18 protein-coding genes are annotated in these 21064 nt (G+C 67.7%); 14 read left to right on the top strand and 4 right to left on the bottom strand.

Going from position 1 to position 21064, the window contains the following annotated elements:
- The first annotated feature begins 24 nt into the window (after positions 1-24).
- From fdhE to selB, 3 genes are read left to right on the top strand one after another with little or no spacing between them, the layout of a single operon-like run.
- A complete protein-coding gene (fdhE, locus tag BLT73_RS05835; RefSeq protein ID WP_090521687.1) occupies positions 25-936 on the top strand; it encodes a formate dehydrogenase accessory protein FdhE in 912 nt (303 codons plus the stop codon).
- Positions 933-2315: an L-seryl-tRNA(Sec) selenium transferase gene (gene selA, locus BLT73_RS05830; RefSeq protein ID WP_245727099.1), complete on the top strand. Its 1383-nt coding sequence runs from the start codon at positions 933-935 to the stop codon at positions 2313-2315. The genes fdhE and selA overlap by 4 nt, the downstream gene beginning before the upstream one ends.
- Positions 2312-4195 (top strand): selenocysteine-specific translation elongation factor, encoded by a 1884-nt coding sequence (gene selB, locus BLT73_RS05825; RefSeq protein WP_090521684.1) that lies wholly within the window; start codon positions 2312-2314, stop codon positions 4193-4195. The genes selA and selB overlap by 4 nt, the downstream gene beginning before the upstream one ends.
- 6 nt (positions 4196-4201) lie before the next feature.
- On the opposite strand, the gene BLT73_RS05820 is transcribed toward selB, so the two are convergent.
- Positions 4202-5083: a hypothetical protein gene (locus BLT73_RS05820; protein WP_090521683.1), complete on the bottom strand. Its 882-nt coding sequence runs from the start codon at positions 5081-5083 to the stop codon at positions 4202-4204.
- A gap of 178 nt (positions 5084-5261) precedes the next feature.
- Between BLT73_RS05820 and fdhD the strand changes: the two genes are divergently transcribed.
- Complete coding sequence (gene fdhD, locus BLT73_RS05815) at positions 5262-6050, top strand: formate dehydrogenase accessory sulfurtransferase FdhD (RefSeq protein ID WP_090521682.1); 789 nt, start codon at positions 5262-5264, stop codon at positions 6048-6050.
- 4 nt (positions 6051-6054) lie between these two features.
- Here fdhD and BLT73_RS05810 read toward each other — a convergent pair whose 3' ends face one another.
- Positions 6055-7284 carry a multidrug effflux MFS transporter gene (locus BLT73_RS05810; RefSeq protein WP_245727097.1) on the bottom strand — a complete coding sequence of 410 codons (1230 nt, stop codon included), beginning with the start codon at positions 7282-7284 and terminating at the stop codon, positions 6055-6057.
- A gap of 91 nt (positions 7285-7375) precedes the next feature.
- Here BLT73_RS05810 and BLT73_RS05805 point away from each other — a divergent pair, with 91 nt between their 5' ends.
- From BLT73_RS05805 to BLT73_RS05790, 4 genes are all read left to right on the top strand, one after another.
- Positions 7376-8395: a glycosyltransferase family 2 protein gene (locus tag BLT73_RS05805; protein WP_176804942.1), complete on the top strand. Its 1020-nt coding sequence runs from the start codon at positions 7376-7378 to the stop codon at positions 8393-8395.
- 95 nt (positions 8396-8490) lie between these two features.
- The gene (thrS, locus tag BLT73_RS05800) at positions 8491-10437 is read left to right on the top strand and encodes a threonine--tRNA ligase (protein ID WP_090521679.1); all 1947 of its coding nucleotides are present in this window, start codon (positions 8491-8493) and stop codon (positions 10435-10437) included.
- Positions 10438-10641: 204 nt separating this feature from the next.
- Positions 10642-10848 (top strand): cold-shock protein, encoded by a 207-nt coding sequence (locus tag BLT73_RS05795; RefSeq protein WP_090521677.1) that lies wholly within the window; start codon positions 10642-10644, stop codon positions 10846-10848.
- A gap of 220 nt (positions 10849-11068) precedes the next feature.
- Positions 11069-11710, top strand: coding sequence for a DsbA family oxidoreductase (locus BLT73_RS05790; protein ID WP_090521676.1), 642 nt, complete (start codon positions 11069-11071; stop codon positions 11708-11710).
- A 13-nt stretch (positions 11711-11723) separates the two neighbouring features.
- Here the strand turns inward: BLT73_RS05790 and BLT73_RS05785 are convergent, their stop codons facing one another.
- Positions 11724-12740 (bottom strand): YeiH family protein, encoded by a 1017-nt coding sequence (locus tag BLT73_RS05785; protein ID WP_090521674.1) that lies wholly within the window; start codon positions 12738-12740, stop codon positions 11724-11726.
- A gap of 413 nt (positions 12741-13153) precedes the next feature.
- On the opposite strand from BLT73_RS05785, the gene BLT73_RS05780 reads away from it, so the two are divergent.
- The gene (locus BLT73_RS05780; protein ID WP_090521673.1) at positions 13154-14335 is read left to right on the top strand and encodes a CaiB/BaiF CoA transferase family protein; all 1182 of its coding nucleotides are present in this window, start codon (positions 13154-13156) and stop codon (positions 14333-14335) included.
- Positions 14332-15447: an extracellular solute-binding protein gene (locus BLT73_RS05775; RefSeq protein ID WP_090521671.1), complete on the top strand. Its 1116-nt coding sequence runs from the start codon at positions 14332-14334 to the stop codon at positions 15445-15447. Before BLT73_RS05780 ends, BLT73_RS05775 begins: the two co-directional genes overlap by 4 nt.
- Before the next feature lie 328 nt (positions 15448-15775).
- Here the strand turns inward: BLT73_RS05775 and mepK are convergent, their stop codons facing one another.
- Positions 15776-16333 carry a peptidoglycan L,D-endopeptidase MepK gene (mepK, locus tag BLT73_RS05770; RefSeq protein ID WP_090521669.1) on the bottom strand — a complete coding sequence of 186 codons (558 nt, stop codon included), beginning with the start codon at positions 16331-16333 and terminating at the stop codon, positions 15776-15778.
- Positions 16334-16631: 298 nt separating this feature from the next.
- Here mepK and BLT73_RS05765 point away from each other — a divergent pair, with 298 nt between their 5' ends.
- From BLT73_RS05765 to BLT73_RS05750, 4 genes are all read left to right on the top strand, one after another.
- Positions 16632-18227, top strand: a complete 1596-nt coding sequence (locus tag BLT73_RS05765) for a L,D-transpeptidase family protein (protein ID WP_245727095.1) — start codon at positions 16632-16634, stop codon at positions 18225-18227.
- 105 nt (positions 18228-18332) lie between these two features.
- Complete coding sequence (locus BLT73_RS05760) at positions 18333-19418, top strand: UDP-3-O-(3-hydroxymyristoyl)glucosamine N-acyltransferase (RefSeq protein WP_090521665.1); 1086 nt, start codon at positions 18333-18335, stop codon at positions 19416-19418.
- Between the two features lie 48 nt (positions 19419-19466).
- On the top strand, positions 19467-19730 hold the full coding sequence (locus BLT73_RS05755; protein WP_090521663.1) for an acyl carrier protein: 264 nt from the start codon (positions 19467-19469) through the stop codon (positions 19728-19730).
- A gap of 80 nt (positions 19731-19810) precedes the next feature.
- A complete protein-coding gene (locus tag BLT73_RS05750; RefSeq protein WP_090521928.1) occupies positions 19811-21040 on the top strand; it encodes a beta-ketoacyl-[acyl-carrier-protein] synthase family protein in 1230 nt (409 codons plus the stop codon).
- Positions 21041-21064 lie beyond the last annotated feature (24 nt).

The raw sequence follows: 21064 nt of genomic DNA, 5'->3' as shown, positions 1-21064 counted from the left end.
CGGAAGTCATCCAGCAGCGAGTTCATGAGTCCCAAACCCGATCCCTCCGTCATCAGCAACATCGCGACGCCGGATTTCGCCCGGCTGCCCGATCCCGCGCGCCTGTTTGCCCGCCGCGCCGCGCGGCTGCGGGCGCTGTCATCCGATGCGCGGCTGGGGCCCTATCTGCGATTCCTGGCCGATCTGTCCGAGATGCTGGCCGGGCTGGCGGCGGAGCTGGCGCCGCCCGCGGGTGTCGATGCCGCCACTATCGCGCGCAATCGCAGCGTGCGGATGCCGCCCATCGACCGCGCGGCACTGATCCGCTCGGACGACATGGCGGCGATCTGGACGGCGGTGCTGGACCGCGCCGGGGGGCTGGCCATGCCCGACCCCGCTCGCGCCGCACTTGAGGCGCTGCGCAGTGCACCGGAGGCGGATCGCCAGGCGCTCCTGGCGGAACTTGCCGCGGACCGGGTGCCGGAGGGATTTGCCGCACCCGCGGCCTTCGCGGCGGCGGCGCTGCAACTGGCCGCGTCACGCCTGGCCGCGACGCTGGACCCCGCGCAGCTTGTCCCGATCCGCACCGGGATCTGCCCGTCCTGCGGCGGGCTGCCCCAGGCCTCAATCGTCACCGCCACGATCCAGCTTGACGGCGCGCGCTATGCCGCCTGCGCCTGTTGCAGCACGCAGTGGAACGAGGTGCGGGTGAAATGCCTGTGCTGCGGCTCGACCAAGGGCATCGGCTATCGCGCCATCGAGGGCGCGGCGGAGGAGGCCGCGATCCGGGCCGAGATCTGCAATGAATGCGACAGTTGGGTCAAGATCCTCTACCAGAACCGCGATGCGCGGCTGGAACCGTTTGCCGATGACATTGCCAGCCTCGGGCTTGATGCGCTGATGCGGGACACGGAATGGAGGCGGGGCGGGTTCAACCCGTTCCTCGTCGGGTATTGAGCGCGGCCCTGCGGCACCTGCCGTCGGTGGATCGCCTGCTCGGCGCGACTGGCGGTGCGGCGTTGATCGCGGCGCATGGGCGGATGCCGGCGACCGAGGCGCTGCGCCGGGCGCTCGGGGCGCTGCGGGATGATGTGCTGGCGGGTGCGGCGATGCCGCCGGACCCGGCTCAGGCGGTGCTTAACGCCGCTGCGGCCGAACTGGACCGGCCCGACGCGCTGCGCCCCTGCTTGAACCTGACCGGAACGGTGCTGCACACCAATCTCGGCCGGGCGCTGCTGCCGGAGGAGGCGATCCGGGCGGCGACCGAGGCCATGCGCCACCCGCTCGCGCTGGAATTCGATCTGGAAAGCGGCGGGCGCGGCGAGCGGGACGACCATCTGCGTGGCCTGCTGCGCGAGTTGACCGGGGCCGAGGATGCCACGGTGGTCAACAACAATGCCGCAGCCGTGCTGCTGGCGCTGAACACGCTGGCCGGCGGGCGCGAGGCGGTGGTGTCGCGCGGCGAGCTGATCGAGATCGGCGGGGCGTTCCGCATCCCCGACATCATGGCACGCGCCGGGGTGAGGCTGGTGGAGGTGGGCACCACCAACCGCACCCATGAAAAGGATTACACCGCCGGGATCGGCCCGGACACGGGCATGCTGCTGAAAGTGCATTGCTCTAATTACCGCATCGAGGGCTTCACCAAGGAGGTCGAGGCGCAGGAACTCGCGCGGATCGCCGGGGATGCGGGGCTGCCGCTGATGAACGATCTGGGTTCCGGCTCGCTTCTGGATCTGTCGCGCTTCGGGCTGCGCCGCGAACCGACCGTGGCCGAGGCGGTGGCGGCGGGGGCCGATCTGGTCAGCTTCTCGGGCGACAAGCTGTTGGGCGGGCCGCAGGCGGGCTTTATCGTCGGGCGCAAGGATCTGATCGCGCGGCTGAACCGCAACCCGATGAAACGCGCCATGCGGCTCGACAAGATCCGCATCGCGGCGCTCGCAGCGGTGCTGAAGCTCTATCTCAACCCGGACCGGCTGATCGCGCGGCTGCCGACGCTGCGCCTGCTGGCGCGGGACCGGGCCGAGATCCGCGCCCAGGCCGAGCGGCTGCGCGGCGCGGTGGCCGAGGCGGTGGCGGGTTTCGACCATGACGTGGAGTTGTGCGACTGCGAGAGCCAGGTCGGATCCGGCGCGCTGCCGACCGATACGCTCCCAAGCGCGGGTCTGGCGCTGCGCGGCCCCGGCGGGCGCGCGCCCGAGGAGATGGCGGCGCGGCTGCGCAGGCTGCCCTTGCCGGTGATCGGACGCATTGCGGAGGGCGCGCTGATCCTCGATCTGCGCACGCTTGACAGGGATGAGGATCTGCTGACGGCAATGCAGCGGTTGGCGCCGTGATCATCGGCACGGCGGGCCATATTGATCATGGCAAGACGGCACTGGTTCACGCCCTGACCGGCGTCGATGCCGACCGGCTGGCGGAAGAAAAGCGGCGCGGGATCACCATTGATCTGGGCTTCGCCTATCAGGATCTGGGCGACGGGCAGGTGACCGGCTTCGTGGACATGCCCGGCCATGAGCGGCTGATCCATAACATGATCGCGGGGGCGGGCGGCATCGACGCCGCGCTGATCGTGATCGCGGCGGATGACGGGATCATGCCGCAGACGCGCGAGCATCTGGAGATCCTGACGCTGCTGGATCTGCGCCACGCGGTCGTCGCCATCTCCAAGGCCGATCTGGCGGATGACGCCCGCATTGAGTCGCTGCGGGCGGAGATCGGCGCGGTGCTGGCGCCGACTCCGATGCGGGACGCAGAGGTGATCCCCGTCTCGGCCCGAACCGGGCATGGCGTCGAGTCGCTGCGCGCGGCGCTGCGCGAGCTGTCGGCCGGGCTGGCCCCCCGCAAGCGGACGGGCCGCCCGCGGCTGATCGTGGACCGGGCCTTTACGCTGGACGGGGCCGGGACCGTGGTGACGGGGATGATGCTGTCGGGCACGCTGTCGGTGGGTGACGAGGTGGCGCTGTCGCCTTCGGGGCTGCGGGCGCGGGTGCGGGGAATCCGCGCGCAGAACCGCAAGGCGGAGCAGGCCGCCGCCGGGACGCGCGTGGCGCTGAACCTCTCCGGGATCGGCCGGGACGAGATCGGGCGCGGCGATGTGGTGGTCGCGCCGGACGCCGATGCGCCGACCGACCGCGTGGACGCCGCGCTGCGTTGGGTGGGGGCGAAACCCTTCAACAGCGGGTCGCGCGGACATCTGCATACGGGCGCGGCCTCGGCCGAGGCGCGGATCGTGTCGCTGGGGGGCGAGTTGGACGGGGCGCATCTGGTGCAGATCGTGTTGGACCGGCCGCTGGCGCTAGGCTGGGGGGATCGTTTCATCCTGCGCGATGCCTCTGCCCGAACAACGTTGGGCGGGGGGCGGTTTCTGGATCTGCGCCCGCCGGCGCGGCGGCGGGCGACGCCAGAGCGTAGGGCGGCGCTACGGGCGGCGGCGCAGAGTGATCCTGTCCGCGCCCTCAATGGGCTTCTGGCCGCGCCGCCGCATATTGTCGATCTGGACGCGTTTCTGCGCGACCGGGCGCTCGCGCCGCAGGATCTGGATCTGGCGCAATGGGTGGTGCTGGGTCAGGCGCCTCGCCTGCTGATGACGCCCGCGCGCCGTGCCGATCTGCTGCGTCAGGCGGGGGAGGTGCTGACGGCGTTCCACGCCGAGAATCCCGATCTTCAGGGCATGTCGCGCGAGGCGCTGCGGCTGTCGCTGACGCCGCGCCTGCCGAAGCCGGGCTTTGCCGCATTGCTGCGCGAGGCCGCGGATCAGAGGTTGGTCGCGCTCGCGGGCGGCTTCGTGCGCCATGAGGATCATGCGCCGCGCATGGCCGCGGCGGATGAGGAGATCTTTGCGAGCCTTGCGCCCATGCTGGCGGGGGATGTCCGGTTCCGCCCGCCGCGCGTGCGCGATCTGGCGGCAGAACTGGGGGAGGAGGCGGCCGAGATCCGGCGGGTGCTGAAGCTGGCGGCACGGCTCGGCCGGGTGGATCAGCTCGCGCATGACCATTTCTTCCTGCGCGGCACCACCGCCGAGATGGCCGCGATGCTGCGCGATCTGTCGGCGGCGGCGCCGGATGGCTGGTTCACCGCCGCGCAGTTCCGCGACCTGACCCAGAACGGGCGCAAGGTCGCGATCCAGATCCTCGATTTCTTCGACCGCGTGGGGCTGACGCTCAGGCGCGGCGATCTGCGGCGGATCAACCCGCACCGCGCCGAGCTTTACTAGCCCGGCTTAACCATTCGAGCCGCCTTGCAGATCGATGCCGGTGGCAACAGGCGGCTGCCAGGTTTTCGATTCCGGCGTGGCGCCGGAGGGGGTGGTGCCAAGCTGCGCACCGCCCGTGCCGCCGGTCCAGCCGGTGTTCCCGGCATTTTCCGGCGCGGTCGAATCCTCTCCGGGGGCAGGTTCGGTCTCGGGCTCGGCGACGGACCCGGTGCTGCCCACCTCGTCCTGCGTGCCCTCCATGTCATCGCTGCCGTCGAGATCGGTGCCTTGCGCGGGATCGGGTTCGGACTCTTCATTTGCAGCATCCGCCGGCGCGGCGGCCTCATCTTCCGGCGGGGCGGTTGCATCTTCCGTCGGGGCGGCTTCGGCCTCCCCTTCCGGGGCGGGTTGCGCTTCGCCGCTATCCTCGGGCTGATCGGCACCCTCGGCCGCTGCGGGCTGCGCGGCATCGGTCTTCGACCCGGTTGCGTCCGCGCTGTCTGGCTGCGCCGGTTCCATCTGCGACCCGCTCTGCCCGTCGCGCTCCGATTGCGCGGCGCCGCCGTCAACCTGAGCGGACGCGCCCGACTGCTGCTGCGCGGCCGGCGCTTCGCTCTCCGCGACAGGCGCGACCGTGTCCATCAACTCGCTATCAGCCGAGCCCGCATCGGTCGCCGCCCCCGTCTCCGTGGCCGGGTCGTCGGAACTCTGCCCGGCGGGGTCACCCTCCGCCGCGGGTTCCTGCACGATGACGACGGCCGGCGGTGCCTCCGCCTCCGCGCCATCGCTGGCACCGTTGTCAAGTTGGGCGACGCGCTGCGGCGGGTCGTCGAACGGGGTGACGGGCACATCTGCCCAGGCGGGCAGCGAGAGCGTGGCGGCGATAATCGAGAGATGAGAGAAACGCATGCGCATCCTTTCCGTGATCCCGCCGATTGCGGCTTGACGGTGAAACGCGGCGCGGCGGTTGCCGGTTCCGATCCCGGGCAGTATTGGCCGGATTGCCGCCCCGCTCAACCCGCCGCGCACCCCATTGACGCAGGCGGCGCGGATTGGTTCAGTCTTCCCGGCAGGAACGGAGCATCATGTGAGCGTCATCACCGCGCAGGCGCGCAAATTCGGCTCGACACAGACGCAGGATCTGCCGCTGGCCGAGGAATGCGCGGTCGCGATGAGCTATGACGGCACCACCCAGGCGGTGCTGATGGCGAGCCCTGCGGATCTGGAGGATTTCGGCTACGGCTTCTCGCTGACCGAAGGGATCGCCGCGCCAGGCGAGATTGCGGAGATCGCGGCAGAGCGCGTGGCCGACGGGATCGATCTGCGGATCTGGCTCCATGCCGATGCGGGGCAGCGTTTCCTCCATCGCCGCAGGACCATGGTGGGGCCGGTCGGGTGCGGCTTGTGTGGTGTGGACACGCTGGCCGAGGCGATGCGGGATCTGCCGGTGGCCACGGGGGAGTGTGTGATCTCGGCGTCGGAGCTGGATGCGGCCGTGGCGGGTATGGATGCGGGGCAGGCGCTGCGCGATGCCACGGGGGCCACCCATGCCGCCGGGTTCTTCGTGCCGGGAAGGGGTCTGATCGCGCTGCGCGAGGATGTCGGCCGCCACAACGCGCTCGACAAGCTGGCCGGTGCGCTGATCCGCCAGCACCCGGCCGGGCTGGCCGGGCAGGGCGCTGTCGTCATCACCAGCCGGGTCTCGGTCGATCTGGTCCAGAAAACCGCGATGCTCGGCGCGCCGGTGCTGATCGCGCTTGCGGCCCCCAGCTCGGCCGCGGTGGCGGCGGCGCGGGCGGCGGGGATCGGGCTGGCGGCGCGCGCCCGCAGTGCGGCGCGGGCCGAGATCTACGCCGCGCCGGATCGCTTCCGCTAGCGCCTCACTCGCGCAGCCAGCGCATCAGCACCCAGGCCGTGCCCGAACAGATCAGCGCCGCCAGCATCACGGGGACCGGCGTGCCGCGATAGGCGAGCCCCACCGGCGTCGCGATCAGCACCGCGCCGAGCGAGGACAGCGCCGCCACCATGCTGGCGGTCATCCCGGCCAGATGCGGCATGCGCTGCAATGCCAGCGCGTTGAGATTGCCGAAGGTGACCCCGGCCATGAAGAACAGGCTGACCGCCCAGGCAAAAAAGCCGTAGAAGGCCGCGTCACCGCTCAGCGCGCCGGTGCCCACCAGCAGCAGCGCCAGCGACGCCGTCACGACCTGCATCGCGTAGGCCGCCCGCGCGATGCGGCGCATCCCGAAGCGCATGACGTAGCGGGCATTGGCGATGGTGCCGATCCCGGACAGAAGCGCCATGACCGCGAACCAGCGGGTGAAGCTGTCGGCCCGCCCATAGGTCTGGCCGAAAAGCTGCTCGGAACTGGCCAGCAGCGAAAACATCTGCCCGAAGCCGAAGGTCAGGATCAGCGTGCACAGCATGACCTGCCGGTTGCCCAGCACCTCGCGCGCCGAGGCGAGCAGGCGCGGCCCGCTCAGCGGCACGCGGCGCTCGGGGGGCAGGGTTTCTGGCTGGCGCAGCCCGACCCAGCTCACCCCGATCAGGCCGAAGACGATGAAGGCGGCGAAGACGCCGCGCCAGCTTCCGGTAAGCCCGATGATGAGCTCTCCGAGCGCGGGGGCAAGCGCCGGGATCATGATGAAGATCATCATCACGAAGCTGGTGATCCGCGCCATCTCGCGGCCGGAATAGAGATCGCGGATCAGCGCCGTGCCGGCAATGCGTGGCCCCGATGCGCCGAATCCCTGCACGAAGCGCAGCACCAGGAGCAGCGTCAGGTTGTCCGCGAAGATCGCGCCCGCCGATGAGACGACATAGATCGAGGATCCCAGCATGATCGTGCGCCGCCGCCCGATCGCGTCGGAGACCGGGCCCGCACAGGCCGTGCCGGTTCCCATCCCGGCCATGAAGCTCATCAGCACAAGCTGGGCGCGATTCAGATCGTCTGGCGACAATTCCACCGCGATATCCGACAGCGCCGGCAGCATCGCGTCGATGGAAAAGGCGACGGTCGCAAACAGCACCGCCAGCATCGCCACGAATTCGGGCAGCGGCATTTTCCGCGCCGAGGCGGCATCGGGCAAGTTCTGCTCGGAAGAGGTCATGGCATCACCTTCAAGGATGATTGCGCATATACCCGGCGGACCTTGTCGGCAAGGGCGCGGCGGTCCGAGCGCGGGGTTGCGAGCGAATTCAATGCGGTGCAATCTCTGCCGCAACCGGCCGGTCAGCCCGACCGGCCGCGTCACGGCGGGGCGGCGCGACATGGCAGGACATGTTCTTCTCAGCTCGATGAAGGATGAAGGCCCCTACGTGCTGGAATTCGTCGCCCATCACCGGGCCATCGGCTTCGATGCGATCCATGTCGCCAGCAATGATTGCAGCGATGGCACCGATCTGCTTCTGGATGCGCTCGCCGCTTCGGGGGCGATCACCCATACGCGCAACATCGTCGCGCCCGGCGAGCGGCCGCAGCGCAAGGCCTATGCCACAATGCGCGCCGCCTTCGATCTGGACCGCGCCGACTGGATCATGGTGCTGGACGTGGATGAGTTCCTGTTCGTCGATACCGGGGCCGGCCGGGTGGCCGATCTGACCGCACTGGCCGGGCATGCGGTGGACGTGATCTGCCTGAGCGCGCTGAGCTTCGGGACATCGCAGGATCCCGACTGGCGGCCCGGATCGGTCACGGCGCGCTTCACCCGCCGCTTGCCACGGGACAGCCGCCATAACGGCCCGGTCAAGAGCCTGAGCCGGGCCGGGCGATGGGGCGGCATCCAGAACCACCACCCGGTGGGCTATCGCGGCGTGGCGGAGATCACCGCCATGCGGGGCGACGGCGCACTTACGATGGTGCCGAACGCGCGGTTATGGAGCCATCTGCGCCATTTCGCCCCCGACCAGATCGCGCATGGCTTTGCCTGGTATAATCATTACCCGATCAAGACCCGCGACAGTTTCCTGCTGCGCCAGCTGCGCGGCAACGGGGCGGAGCCTTTGGGCGGGGTTGCCTCCGACCGCTGGAACGCCCGTTACTGGCGCAACTTCGCATCCGCCCGGATCGAGGATCGCCGCATCATCGACCGCTACGCGACGCAAATGCAGGCGGAGCTGGCGCGGCTGCTGGATCTGCCCGGTGTGCGGACGGCGCAGGCCGAGGCCGAGCGTCGCTACGGGGCCATGATCGCCTCCTGCATGGGCGATCCCACCGTCTAGGCGGTTGACACCCGGCGCGTTTCCGCGCATCCCGCCTTGCGACATCACCCGCAACCGGGCGTTCCGTGGGCGCCAAACCGACGAGGAGACCGGCCGTGAGCCAGATTTCCCTGACATTCCCCGATGGCAATGCGCGCGATTACCCCGAGGGCGTGACCGCCGCCGAGGTCGCGGCCTCGATCGCGCCGAGCCTTGCGAAGAAGGCGATTTCCGCCAGTCTCGACGGACAGCATATCGATCTCGCCTGGCCGATCACGCTTTCCGGCAGCATCGCCATCAACACGATGAAGGACGAGGCCCCGGCGCTCGAACTGATCCGCCACGATCTGGCCCATGTCATGGCCCGCGCCGTCCAAGAGATCTGGCCCGATGTGAAAGTCACCATCGGCCCGGTGCGCGATTACGGCTGGTTCTATGATTTCGACCGCGCGGAGCCGTTCACCCCCGAGGATCTGGGCCAGATCGAGGCGAAGATGAAGCAGATCATCGCCGCGCGCGATCCCGTGCGCACCGAGGTCTGGGACCGTCAGCGCGCCGTGGACCACTACACGGCGCAGAACGAGCCCTTCAAGCTGGAGCTGATCGACCGCATCCCCGAGGGCGAGGATCTGCGGATGTACTGGCATGGCGACTGGCAGGATCTCTGCCGCGGTCCGCATCTCCAGCATACCGGCCAGATCCCGGCCGACGCCTTCAAGCTGACCCATGTGGCCGGGGCCTATTGGCTGGGCGACAGCGACCGGCCCATGTTGCAGCGCATTTATGGCGTGGCCTTCCGCAACAAGGACGAGCTGAAGGCGCATCTGCACATGCTGGAGGAGGCCGCCAAGCGCGATCACCGCAAGCTGGGCCGCGAGATGGACCTGTTCCACATGCAGGAAGAAGCGCCGGGGCAGGTGTTCTGGCACCCGAACGGCTGGACCATCTACACCGAATTGCAGGATTACATGCGCCGCCGGCAACGCGCGGGCGGCTATGTCGAGGTGAACACGCCGCAGGTGGTCAGCCGCAAGCTGTGGGAAGACAGCGGGCACTGGGAAAACTACCAGCACCACATGTTCATCGTCGAGGTCGATGAGGAACACGCCAAGACCAAGACGATCAACGCGCTGAAACCGATGAATTGCCCCTGCCATGTGCAGATTTTCAATGTCGGGCTGAAGAGCTATCGCGACCTGCCGCTGCGCATGGCGGAGTTTGGATCGTGCAACCGCTATGAGCCGTCCGGCGCGCTGCACGGGATCATGCGGGTGCGCGGGTTTACGCAGGACGATGCGCATATCTTCTGCACCGAGGACCAGATCGAGGCGGAGACGAAGCGCTTCATCGACTTCCTCTCGGCGGTGTATCGGGATCTCGGCTTCGACAGTTTCCGGGTAAAGTTCGCAACCCGGCCAGAGGATCGCGCCGGCAGTGACGCGGTCTGGGACAAGGCCGAATCGGCGCTGCTGGCGGCGACGCGGGCGGCGGGGATCGAGCCGGAGATCAATCCGGGCGAGGGCGCGTTCTATGGCCCGAAGCTGGAATTCGTGCTGACCGACGCGATCGGGCGCGACTGGCAATGCGGCACCCATCAGGTCGATTTCGTGCTGCCCGAACGGCTGGATGCGGAATATGTCGCCGCCGATGGCTCCAAACAGCGCCCGGTCATGCTGCACCGCGCCACGCTGGGATCGTTCGAGCGCTTCATCGGCATCCTGATCGAGAATTTCGCCGGCAAACTGCCCTTCTGGCTGGCCCCGCGCCAGGTTGTCGTGGCCTCGATCGTCTCGGATGCGGATGATTACGTCCATGAGGTGGTGGCGGCGCTGCGTGCGCAGGGCGTCCGGGCCGAGGCCGACACCCGCAACGAGAAGATCAACTACAAGGTGCGCGAACATTCGCTGGGCAAGGTGCCGGCGATCCTGGCCATCGGCATGAAGGAGGTCGAGCAGCGCAGCGTCTCGATGCGCAGGCTTGACCAGCAGGGCAGCCGCACCCTGTCGCTGGACGAGGTGGTGGCGCAGCTTGCCAAAGAGGCAACCCCGCCGGATATCGGCTGAATCACGCCGATGTTACGAAAGCTTCGCGCGGGCAAAATACTGGACAGTGTTTAATCCTTGCGTTTTGCCCGCGAGCGTCCATCTTGACTTATGCGTGAGCTGACACTTTCTACCGCCTCCCTTCACGGGGCAGCCGGAATTTCGAAAGGGCTGCACGGCCCGGTCGCAAACCCGCGGACCGGGAAACTTGAAGGAGAGAACGGAATGGCCACTGGCACCGTTAAATGGTTCAACACCACCAAAGGGTACGGCTTCATCGCACCGGACACCGGCGGCAAGGATGTGTTTGTGCATATTTCCGCCGTGGAACGTGCGGGGCTGACCGGCCTGCAGGACAATCAGAAGATCAGCTATGAATTGCAGGCGGGCCGTGACGGTCGCGAATCCGCCTCGGATCTGAAGCTTCTGTAAGATCATCGGGAAGGACGCGACGGCGTCCTTCCCCGCCCCATTCTAAGCTGGCTCGACCGGATGCCTCGCAGGGGCTGTCCGCCCTGTCGCTTTTCCCGAACCCGTCTTTGTTCAGGCCGCGCTGCCGCAAGTCACGGGAGTGGCCTCGCGCCATGCGACGCACTAGAAACATGAGGCCCGGTCGGATCCTCCGCCGCGGCTGCATCTGTCACGGACCGCCATGACCACGCTCGACATCTTTGCCGACCCGACCTGCCCCTGGTGCCTGATCGGCAAGGCAGAACTGGATCAGGCGCTCGAAACCCGGCCCGATCATCCCTTCGGCATCACCTGGCATCCGTTTCGCCTCAATCCCGATCTGCCCGCGGACGGGGTCGATCATGTGGACTACATGAAAGCGAAATTCCGCGACGAGGCCGGGATCCTTGACGCCAACGCGCCGGTGCTGAAGGCGGCCGAGCGGCTGGGGCTGTGGATCAACATGGCGGCGATCAAACGCGTGCCGCCGACGCTGGATGCGTTCCGCCTGCTGCATTGGGCGGGCATCGAGGGCGCGCAGACCCGCGTGATGTCGGCGCTGTTGCGCGTGCATTGGCGCGAGGGGCGCGACATTGCCGACCATGCCGAGCTGGCCCGGATCGGGCAGGGGGCGGGGATGGATGCGGACATGATCCGCCGCCTGCTGGCCAGCGATGCCGACCGCGACGAGGTGCTGACGCGCGAAGACCATGCCCGCGAGCGTGGCATCCGCGCCGTGCCCACCTTCGTTCTGGGCAATGCGCATGTCGTCTCAGGCGCGCAGCCCGCCGATCTCTGGCGGCAGGTGATCGACGAGCTGGCCGCCTCGCCGGACGCGGGATAGATCCGCCCGGCCGTCAGCCCAGCAGATGCAGCCCGGTCACGACGAACAGCCCGAGAAACAGCGTCTCTGCCACCATCACCGCGATGGCCGCGGCCCCCACCTCGACCATGCGCGCAAGCGAGGTCTTGATGCCCACCGCCGCAATCGCGATCAGCAGCGCCCAACGGCTCAGCCCGCCCGCCAGATCGGCCAGGGTTTGCGGCAGCAACCCGGCGGAGTTCATCACCGCAAAGACGAGAAACCCGATCACGAAGCCCGGCAGAAGCGGCGGGCGCGCTCCCGTGCCGCCATCGGCCAGGTCCATCCGCCGGATCACCAGCGAGATGCACAGCACCACCGGCGCCAGCATCGACACCCGGATCAGCTTGACCAGTGTGGCCGTCTCCCCCGTCTCCGGCCCGATGGAGAAGCCGGCGCCGACCACCTGCGCCACGTCATGGATGGTGCCGCCCAGAAACACCCCGGAATCGCGCGCGGTAAAGCCGAACGCGTTGGAGATCATCGGGTAGAGCACCATCGCCACGGTGGACAGCACCGTGACCGACAGCACGGTGAACACCAGGTCGCGCTCGGATTTCTCGTGCCGGGGCAGCACGGCGGCGATGGCCATGGCGGCCGAGGCGCCGCAGATCGCGACCGAGCCGCCGGTCAGCAACGCAAAACGCCAGCCCCGCCCGGCAAAGCGCGCAATGGCAAGCGCGAAGAAGATGGTCAGCACCACGCCCGCGATGACAAGCGCGATGGCCGGCGCGCCCAGATCCGCCAGCATCTCGACGCTGATCCGCGCCCCGAGCAGCGCCACACCCAGCCGCAGCACGTTGCGCGCCGTGAAATCGATACCATGCGCGGTGCGGGTGCCGTCCTCGGCCAGGAAATTCAGCGCCAGCCCCAGCAGCAGCGCCAGCAGCATCGCCGGTGCGCCGTAATGATCCGACAGGAACTGCGCCGCGACCGCCACCAGCACCGAGACCGCGAGACCGGGAAAGATCGCCCGGATCTCGTCGGGGCCGGGCAGGCGGGTTGGGCGCATCTGGTCCTCATCGCGGGGTCTTGTTCTTGGCGCCGGGGCCGGCTGACCCTTTCTGCGGCTGAGCGGCGGCCGGATCAAGACCGCCGCCGCCCGGAGGCGGGGCGACTGGCCGGGATGCCGGGGGCTCGGTGAACACCGCGCCGGTTGCCCCCGATCACGGAACAGCGCAGCTTGGCAGGGTCAGCGCCGCCTTGTCCTCGATCCTCATGCCGATCAGCAGCAGGTTGCCAACTCATTATATACAAATACCGTATTTGTAAATACACGAAATTTATCTCTGAACTCTTCGAAATAGCCGTGTGTTCATTCTGGTTCTCGCCACATACGAGGAGTGTCTTCGCATATGAACTTGCCAAGCGTCGGTGAAGTTTCTATTTTCGCCTGAACCAGACAGAAACGGTGGAGGCGGGGCGGTGAGCGGCACGGATGAGCGGCGCGAGGGCGGCAAGGAACAGGATCTGCCGCTGGCGGGGCTGGTGGTGGTTGATCTGAGCCAGTTCCTGTCCGGTCCCTATTGCTCGCTGCGGCTGTCGGATCTGGGGGCGCGTGTCATCAAGGTGGAGCGCCCCGGCCAGGGCGATCTGTCGCGTCAGCTTTATCTGTCCGACACGGAAATCGGCGGCGACAGCACGATCTTCCACGCCATCAATCGCGGCAAGGAGAGCATCGCGCTCGACCTGAAGGACGCCGATGATCTTGCGGCGCTGAAGAAACTGCTGTGCCGCGCCGATGTGGTGATCCAGAATTTCCGCCCCGGCGTGGCGGCACGGCTGGGACTGGACTGGCCGGCGGTGCGGCAGATCAATCCGGGTATCGTCTATGGCTCGATCAGCGGATACGGCACCGATGGCCCCTGGGTCGGGTTGCCGGGGCAGGATCTTCTGGCGCAGGCCCGCTCGGGGCTGATGTGGCTGACGGGCGACGCCGATCAGGGGCCGGTCCCGATGGGGCTGGCCGTGGCCGACATGATGGCGGGGGTGGCGTTGAGCCAGGGCATTCTGGCGGCGCTCGTCGGGCGCGGCATGTCCGGGCGCGGCCGTCTGGTGGAGACCAGCCTGCTCGAGGCGCTTGTCGATCTGCAGTTCGAGGTGCTGACCACCTATCTCAACGATGGCTGCCGGCTGCCCAGCCGGGCGGCGAAGAACAGCGCGCATGCCTATCTCTCCGCGCCCTATGGCGTCTATGCCTGCTCAGACGGGTATCTGGCGCTGGCGATGACGCCGCTGCCGCCGCTCTTCGATCTTCTCGGCATGCCAGATCTGACCGAGGGGCAGGCCGATGCCGGGTTCCGCCGCCGCGACGAGATCAAGGCGGCGATTGCCGCGCGGCTTTCGACGCAGCGCGTCGCGCATTGGCTGGCGATCCTGCAACCCGCCGATATCTGGTGCGCCGAGGTGATGAACTGGCCGGAGCTTCTGCAGAGCGAGGGCTTCGCCCGGCTGGACATGCTGCAGACCGTGACCCGCGCGGACGGGGTGGCGATCAGGACCACGCGCAGCCCGCTGACACTGGACGGCGCGCGCCCCGGCAGCAGCGACGCGGCACCGCGTGTCGGCGATCAGTCCGAACAGATACGCAAGGAGTTCGACCTATGACCGACCTGAGGGGCATGACCTGGAACCACCCGCGCGGATATGACCCGATGGTGGCCGTTTCGGCCGCATGGGCGCGGGAACATGGTGTCACGCTGCATTGGGACAAGCGGTCGCTGCAGGATTTTGAAAGCTTTCCGGTCGAGAAGCTGGCGCGGGACTATGATCTGATCGTGGTCGATCACCCCCATGTCGGCCAGATCACCGCCGAGGGCTGCCTGCATCCCTTGCCCGACGCGCCGGACATCGCGCAGGCCAGCGTCGGGCTGTCCTATCCCAGCTATCGCTGGCAGGGGAGGCAATGGGCCTATCCGATCGACGCGGCGGCGCAGGTGCAGGCGATCCGGCCGGACCTGATCGACACCCCGCCCGCGAACTGGGACGCGGTGCTGAGGCTGGCGCAATCCGGCAAGGTGGCGCTTCCACTGCGCGCGCCGCACAGCCTGATGTGCTTCATCACGCTGGCCGCCAATGACGGGCACAAGGTGCGCACGGACGGGCCGGGGCCGTTCGTGGATCGCGCAGGCGGGATCGCTGCGCTCGAACGGCTGGCCGCGCTTGCCGAACTTGTGGATTCGGCCTGTTATGGCTGGGACCCGATCGACGTGCTGGGGCGCATGTCGCGGACCGACGAGATCGCCTGCGTCCCGCTGGTCTATGGCTATGTGAGCTACGCGCGCGCGGATTCGCCGGGACATCGCCTGTCCTTTCACGACATTCCCGAAACCACGCGCGGCGCGGGGGTGGGCGGCTCGGCCCTTGGCGAGACCGGCATTGCGGTCTCGGCCTTCTCCGCCGCGCCCGAGGCCGCCATCGCCTTTGCCCGCCATGTCGCGGGGCCCGAGATCCAGCGCAGCCTCTATGCCCGGTCGGGCGGGCAGGTCGGTCATGGCGCGGCCTGGCACGATCCGGTGGTGGACGAGGCGGCGGGCCAGTTCTACTCCGGCACCGCCCGCACGCTGGAGGCGGCGGTGCTGCGCCCGCGCCATGACGGCTACATGCCGTTCCAGGACGCAGCGTCGGCGCGGATCGTGCAGGCTCTGACGGATGGCGATTTCGGTGCGGCGGTCGATGACATGGACCGTCTGTTCGCCCGGACCTTCAAGCCGGGCTGACCGGGCTGCTGACCCAGACCGCCGAACGATCCCATGTCTCGGTGATCGGCATGAACGCCGATCCGGTCACTTCCGTCCGGGTGGCCGCATAGGGCTTGGCCAGCAGAGTGCGTCCGCGTGGCTTGGGTCTTTGGCGTTACTGATCGCGACCGCATTGTGGCACAGCGGGAATGACCGGGTGCGAGAATGATCGGCAGCTTCGACGGTTTTGGGCGCGTCCGGCTACGCAACCGCGCGCTGCCGTCCTGCGCCCGGTTCGCGTGTCCGGGCGAGAGCGACGCCGGTGTGGCGTCGAGACATATCAGGCGGTTGGTCTGTCTGCTGCGCCTCAGGCGCCCCAGTTGCGGATCGGGCCGCAATCCATATGCACGAAGTTCGAGCGGGAATACTTGCCCACCCCGCCGGCGCGGCAGGCCACGGCGGCCTTGTACATCTGGCTGACCGAGCGCGATTTCAGCCGCAGATCGGCCGCCTGGCCCTTCATGTGCAGCGAGTTGCGCGCCACGCCGGAGGACCGGGCGCGCAGCATCGCGTTGGTCTTGGGCGAGCGGTAGCCAGACAGCATCATGTAGGGTTCATTCGTGCGCAGCATCCGGTGCGACGCGGTCGCGATGTCGATGGTGCGCGGGTCGATCCCGATGGCCTGGCCGGTCCGCCAGTCGCGCATGAAATAATTGATCTCGTTCAGCGCGTCGCGGATATACTTGCCGTCGATCCAGTAGACCGTGTCGATGCTTTCGCCGGTGCGCGGCGAATACATGCTGATGCGGCGGTAATCGCCGGCGCGGCGGAGAATGCCGAATGCGTTGCCGGCGACGGGTGCGGCGGCAACGGTCGTTGCGGCAAAAATACCCATGATGCCGCGGCGGGTGATGTCGAATGTCATTTCAGATCGCCTGTCCTGCTTTTCTTAACTCACCACGAAACCAGTGGCCCATTCCTTATTTACCGGAACTGCTTAAGACTATGTCATCACACCCTCACGGCGAGAAAGTCTTTCGTTCCGCAACGGGACGTTTTGGCAATTAATCGGCAGAAAACCGCCGATCTGTGCTATAAGGGACACGCTGGAAGCAGGGGGATGGGCGTCGCGTGTCAACAACTTACGGCTCTGCTGGACCTGACGGTTCAGGGCTGACAAAAGGTAAAGAAAAAACACCGAGCGATCGAGCAGAGGTCAAAACGTGAACGAGTTAGCGAATCGTATGCGGCGTGTCGGCCGCATCGCGGCCTGTCTGGCCATGGTCCCGATGAGCGCCGCAGCCATGCCGGCGCCGAAGCTGGATTTCACCGGGTTCGAGATGCAACTGGCGCAGATGGTGGCGCCTGATCCGGGACTGTCGGCGTTTTACGGCGCGCACGGGCTGCAGCCGGTCTTTACCGGCCCCGACGCCGGGCCGCGCCGGGCGGCGCTGCTCGACGCGATTGCCACCGCCCCGGAACACGGGCTGCCGCCGGCGCGATACGACGTCTCCGGCCTGTCGCCCGCGGATGCGTCCACGGATGTCGCGACCGAGATGCGCTATGCACAGGCGCTGTCACGATGGGCAGGCGATGTCGGCAACGGCCTCGTCGATCCGGCGGTCACCGATTCCATGAACAAGCGCAGCCTGGTCCCGGTGGACATGACGGCGCTGCTCGACCGGATGATCAGCGGCGATCCGGCGGCCGCGCTCTCCAGCCTTGCGCCCTCCGATCCGGCCTATGCGCAGCTCAAGGAGATGCTGGCGGCACAGGCGGATCTGGTCGCGCCAGCCGATGCACCGGTCGTGTCCGAAGGAATCTACCGGCCCGGCATGTCCGGCCCGGAGGTTGCGGATCTGCGCGCGCGGCTGGCCAGCATCGGCTTTTCCGCCGCCGATCCCCCAGCCGATCCGCAGCTCTTCGACGAGGCGCTGCGCGAGACGGTGGCCCGCTACCAGGAGGAGGCCGGGCTGCCGGTTGACGGCATTGCCGGGCCCAAGACGCTGGCGCAGCTCAACGGCAGCAGCGCCAACCCCCGCACGCGGCGGGTGATGATGGCGATGGAGCGGCTGCGCTGGCTGAACGGGCATGATCTGAACGCCCGGCTGATCTGGGTCAACATCCCCAGCTACTCCGCCCAGATCCGCGAGAACGGCCAGAACGTCTTCGAGACGCGGGTGGTGGTGGGCAAATCCGATCCCGATTGGGAGACGCCGGAATTCAGCGAGGTGATGGAGTTCGTCGTTCCCAATCCCCGCTGGAACGTGCCGCGTTCGATCACGGCCGAGTCCTATCTGCCCAAGCTGAAGGCCAACCGCTATGCCGTCTCGCATCTGGAGATCGTGGACCGGCGCGGTCGCCCGGTCTCGCGCGACAGCATCGATTTCGGCAAGTATTCCGGCAGCAATTTTCCCTATTACCTGCGCCAGAAGCCGGGGCCGGACAATGCGCTCGGGCTGGTGAAGTTCATGTTCCCGAACCAGTGGAACATCTATCTGCACGACACGCCGTCCAAGGGGCTGTTCAACAATGCCAGCCGCGCCGCCTCGCATGGCTGCGTGCGCGTGGCCCGGCCCTTCGATCTGGCTTACGCGCTGCTGCGCGCCAACAGCGACGATCCGCGCGGCCTGTTTCACCGCATGCTCGATACGGGCCAGGAGAAATGGATCAAGCTGAAGGAGCCGCTGCCGATCCACCTGGTCTATTTCACGGCCTTCCCCGGACCGGACGGCCAGCTTGTCACCTATCCCGACGTCTATGGCCGCGACGCGATGCTGTGGACGGCGATGAAGAAGGCCGCGCAGGCCGGCAGCTAGCGCGGCCCGGCAGGCGACGGCGCGGCGGCCCCTCGCGGCGGTTCCGGTTGGGTCTGGTTTTGTGGCGCGCGGATGGCTAGATCATGGGCGCGAAAGGAGGCCGCGATGCAGGTCACGATCAAGGATCTTGCCGAGGCGCTCGACGCCCGCGCCTGGGGCGATCTGTCCATGCAGATCGACAGCGCGGCCGAGCCGGCGCAGGCCGGTCCCCGGCAGATCGCGCTCGCCATGTCGCCGAAATATGCCGAGGCGCTGCGGCCTGGTGCTGCGGCGATCCTGTCCGAGGGCATGGCGCCGGAGGATTACGGGCTGGCCGCCGCCATCTTCGCGCCGCGTCCCCGGCTGGTCATGGCAGGGCTGACGCGCCGCTTCGATCCGGGCCCCGACATCGCGCCGGGCATCCATCCATCGGCGGTGATCGATTCCTCGGCGCAGATTGGCGACGGCGCCGCCATCGGGGCCTTCGTGGTGATCGGGCCGGATGTGCGGATCGGCGCGAATGCCCGCATCGCCAGCCATGTCTCGATCGGGCAGGGCAGCCGGATCGGGGCGGACGCGATGATCCTGAACGGCGCGCGCATCCAGCACGATGTGCAGATCGGCGACCGGGTCATCATCCAGCCGGGCGCGGTGATCGGCTCTGACGGGTTTTCCTTTGTCACCGAGCAGGAGTCAGGCGTCGAGGAAATTCGCAGAACCCTTGGAAAGCGCGAACATATTGTCGCACAGAGCTGGGAGAGGATCCATTCGCTTGGCCGCGTGGAGATCGGCGATGATGTAGAGATCGGCGCCAATGCGGGCATTGATCGCGGCACGATCCGCGCGACACGGATCGGCAACGGCACCAAGCTCGATAACATGGTCCATATCGGCCATAACGTGGTGGTGGGCGATGACTGCCTGATCTGCGGACAGGTCGGCATTGCCGGGTCGAGCGTGATCGGCAATCGCGTCGTGCTGGCCGGGCAATGCGGCGTGTCGGACAACATCACCGTTGGCGATGACGTGATCGCGGGCGGGGCCAGCAAGCTGTTCAGCCGGGTGGCGGCGGGCCGCGTGGTGCTGGGCAATCCCGCCATCGACATGGCCACGCGGATGGAAATGGACCGCGCCACCCGCCGCCTGCCGCGCATGGCGGCGACGCTGTCCAAGCTTCAGAAAACTGTTACAGAATTGTTGGACAAGGCCTGAGCAACACGGCACGTGGCGAGACGTCGCCCGCGCGAACCGGAGGATGAGATGACCGACACGATCCGCAACCGCATCCGAGAGATCATTGCCGAACAGGCCATGCTCGATGTCGAACAGGTCACCGACGACGCGACGCCGGCCGATCTGGGCATCGACAGCCTGGGTCTGGTCGATTCGATCTTCGCGCTCGAGGAGGAGTTCGACATCACCATCCCGTTCAACGCCAACGAGCCTGAAAAATCGGAGTTCGACATCTCCTCCATCGGCCAGATCATCTCGGCCGTCGAAAAGCTGGTGGCCGCGAAGGCATGAACGCGAAGAAGACCAAGACGGAGAAGTCCGGCGCGGCCAAGGGACGCACCGAAAAGATCGGGCCGGTTGCCGCGCCGGTCATGCACAAGCCCCGCAGCGGTGCGCGGCGCGTGGTCATCACCGGGATGGGCACGGTCAACGCGCTCGGGCTCGATGTAAAGACGACGCTGGAGGCGTTCCGCGAAGGGCGCTGCGGAATCACCCAGCTCGATTTCCGCGACGTGGACCGGCTGGCGATCCAGATCGGGGCGCAGATCCATGACTGGCAGCCGGAAAGCTGGTTCAACCGCCAGCAGATCCTGCTCTATGACAAGTTCACCCAGTTCACCCTTCTGGCCGCCAAGGAGGCGGTGGAGCAGTCGGGCCTGGAGTTTCATGGCGAGCTGGGCCTGTGTTCGGGCGTCGTCCTGGGCACGGCCGGGGGCGGGCTGAACACCTGGGACGAGAATTACCGCGTGGTCTACGAGGAGGGGAAGAACCGTGTGCACCCCTTCGTCGTGCCCAAGCTGATGAACAATGCCGCCGCCAGCCATGTCAGCATGGAGTTCGGCCTGCGCGGCCCGGCCTTTACTGTGGCCACGGCCTGTGCCTCGTCCAACCACGCGATGGGGCAGGCCTTCCACATGGTCCGCTCCGGCGCGTCCAGGGTCATGCTGACCGGCGGCTCCGAGGCGATGCTGTGCTTCGGCGGGGTGAAGGCCTGGGAAGGGCTGCGCGTCATGTCGCGCGACGCCTGCCGCCCGTTCAGCGCCAACCGCAACGGCATGGTGCAGGGCGAGGGGGCGGGCGTGTTCGTCTTCGAGGATTACGACCATGCGCGCGCGCGCGGCGCCGACATCCTGGCCGAGGTGGTGGGCTTCGCCATGTCCTCGGACGCGCAGGACATCGTGATGCCCTCGGCGCAGGGGGCGGAGCGCGCCATCACCGGGGCGATGCGCGATGCCGGGCTGAACCCCGATCAGCTCGGCTACATCAACGCCCACGGCACCGGGACGGCGGCGAATGACAAGACCGAATGCGCGGCGGTGGCGCATGCCTTCGGACATCACGCCGACCGGCTGATGATGTCATCCACCAAGTCGATGCATGGCCATATCATCGGCGGCACCGGCGCAGTGGAATTGCTGGCCTGCGTCATGGCGCTGCGCGACGGCATCATCGCGCCGACGATCAATTACGAAGAGCCGGACCCGGAATGCGCGCTCGACGTGGTGCCGAACGAGGCGCGCGAGAAGAAGGTGGATGCGGTGCTGTCCAATGCCTTCGCCTTTGGCGGGCTGAACGCGGTGATCGCGCTGCGCCGGGCCTGACGGGCGGCGCAAGCGGCGCGGCGG

Origin of the sequence: Paracoccus isoporae (genome assembly GCF_900101865.1) — a bacterium.
Lineage (GTDB): Bacteria > Pseudomonadota > Alphaproteobacteria > Rhodobacterales > Rhodobacteraceae > Paracoccus > Paracoccus isoporae.
This window is presented reverse-complemented; position numbering and strand designations above follow the sequence as displayed.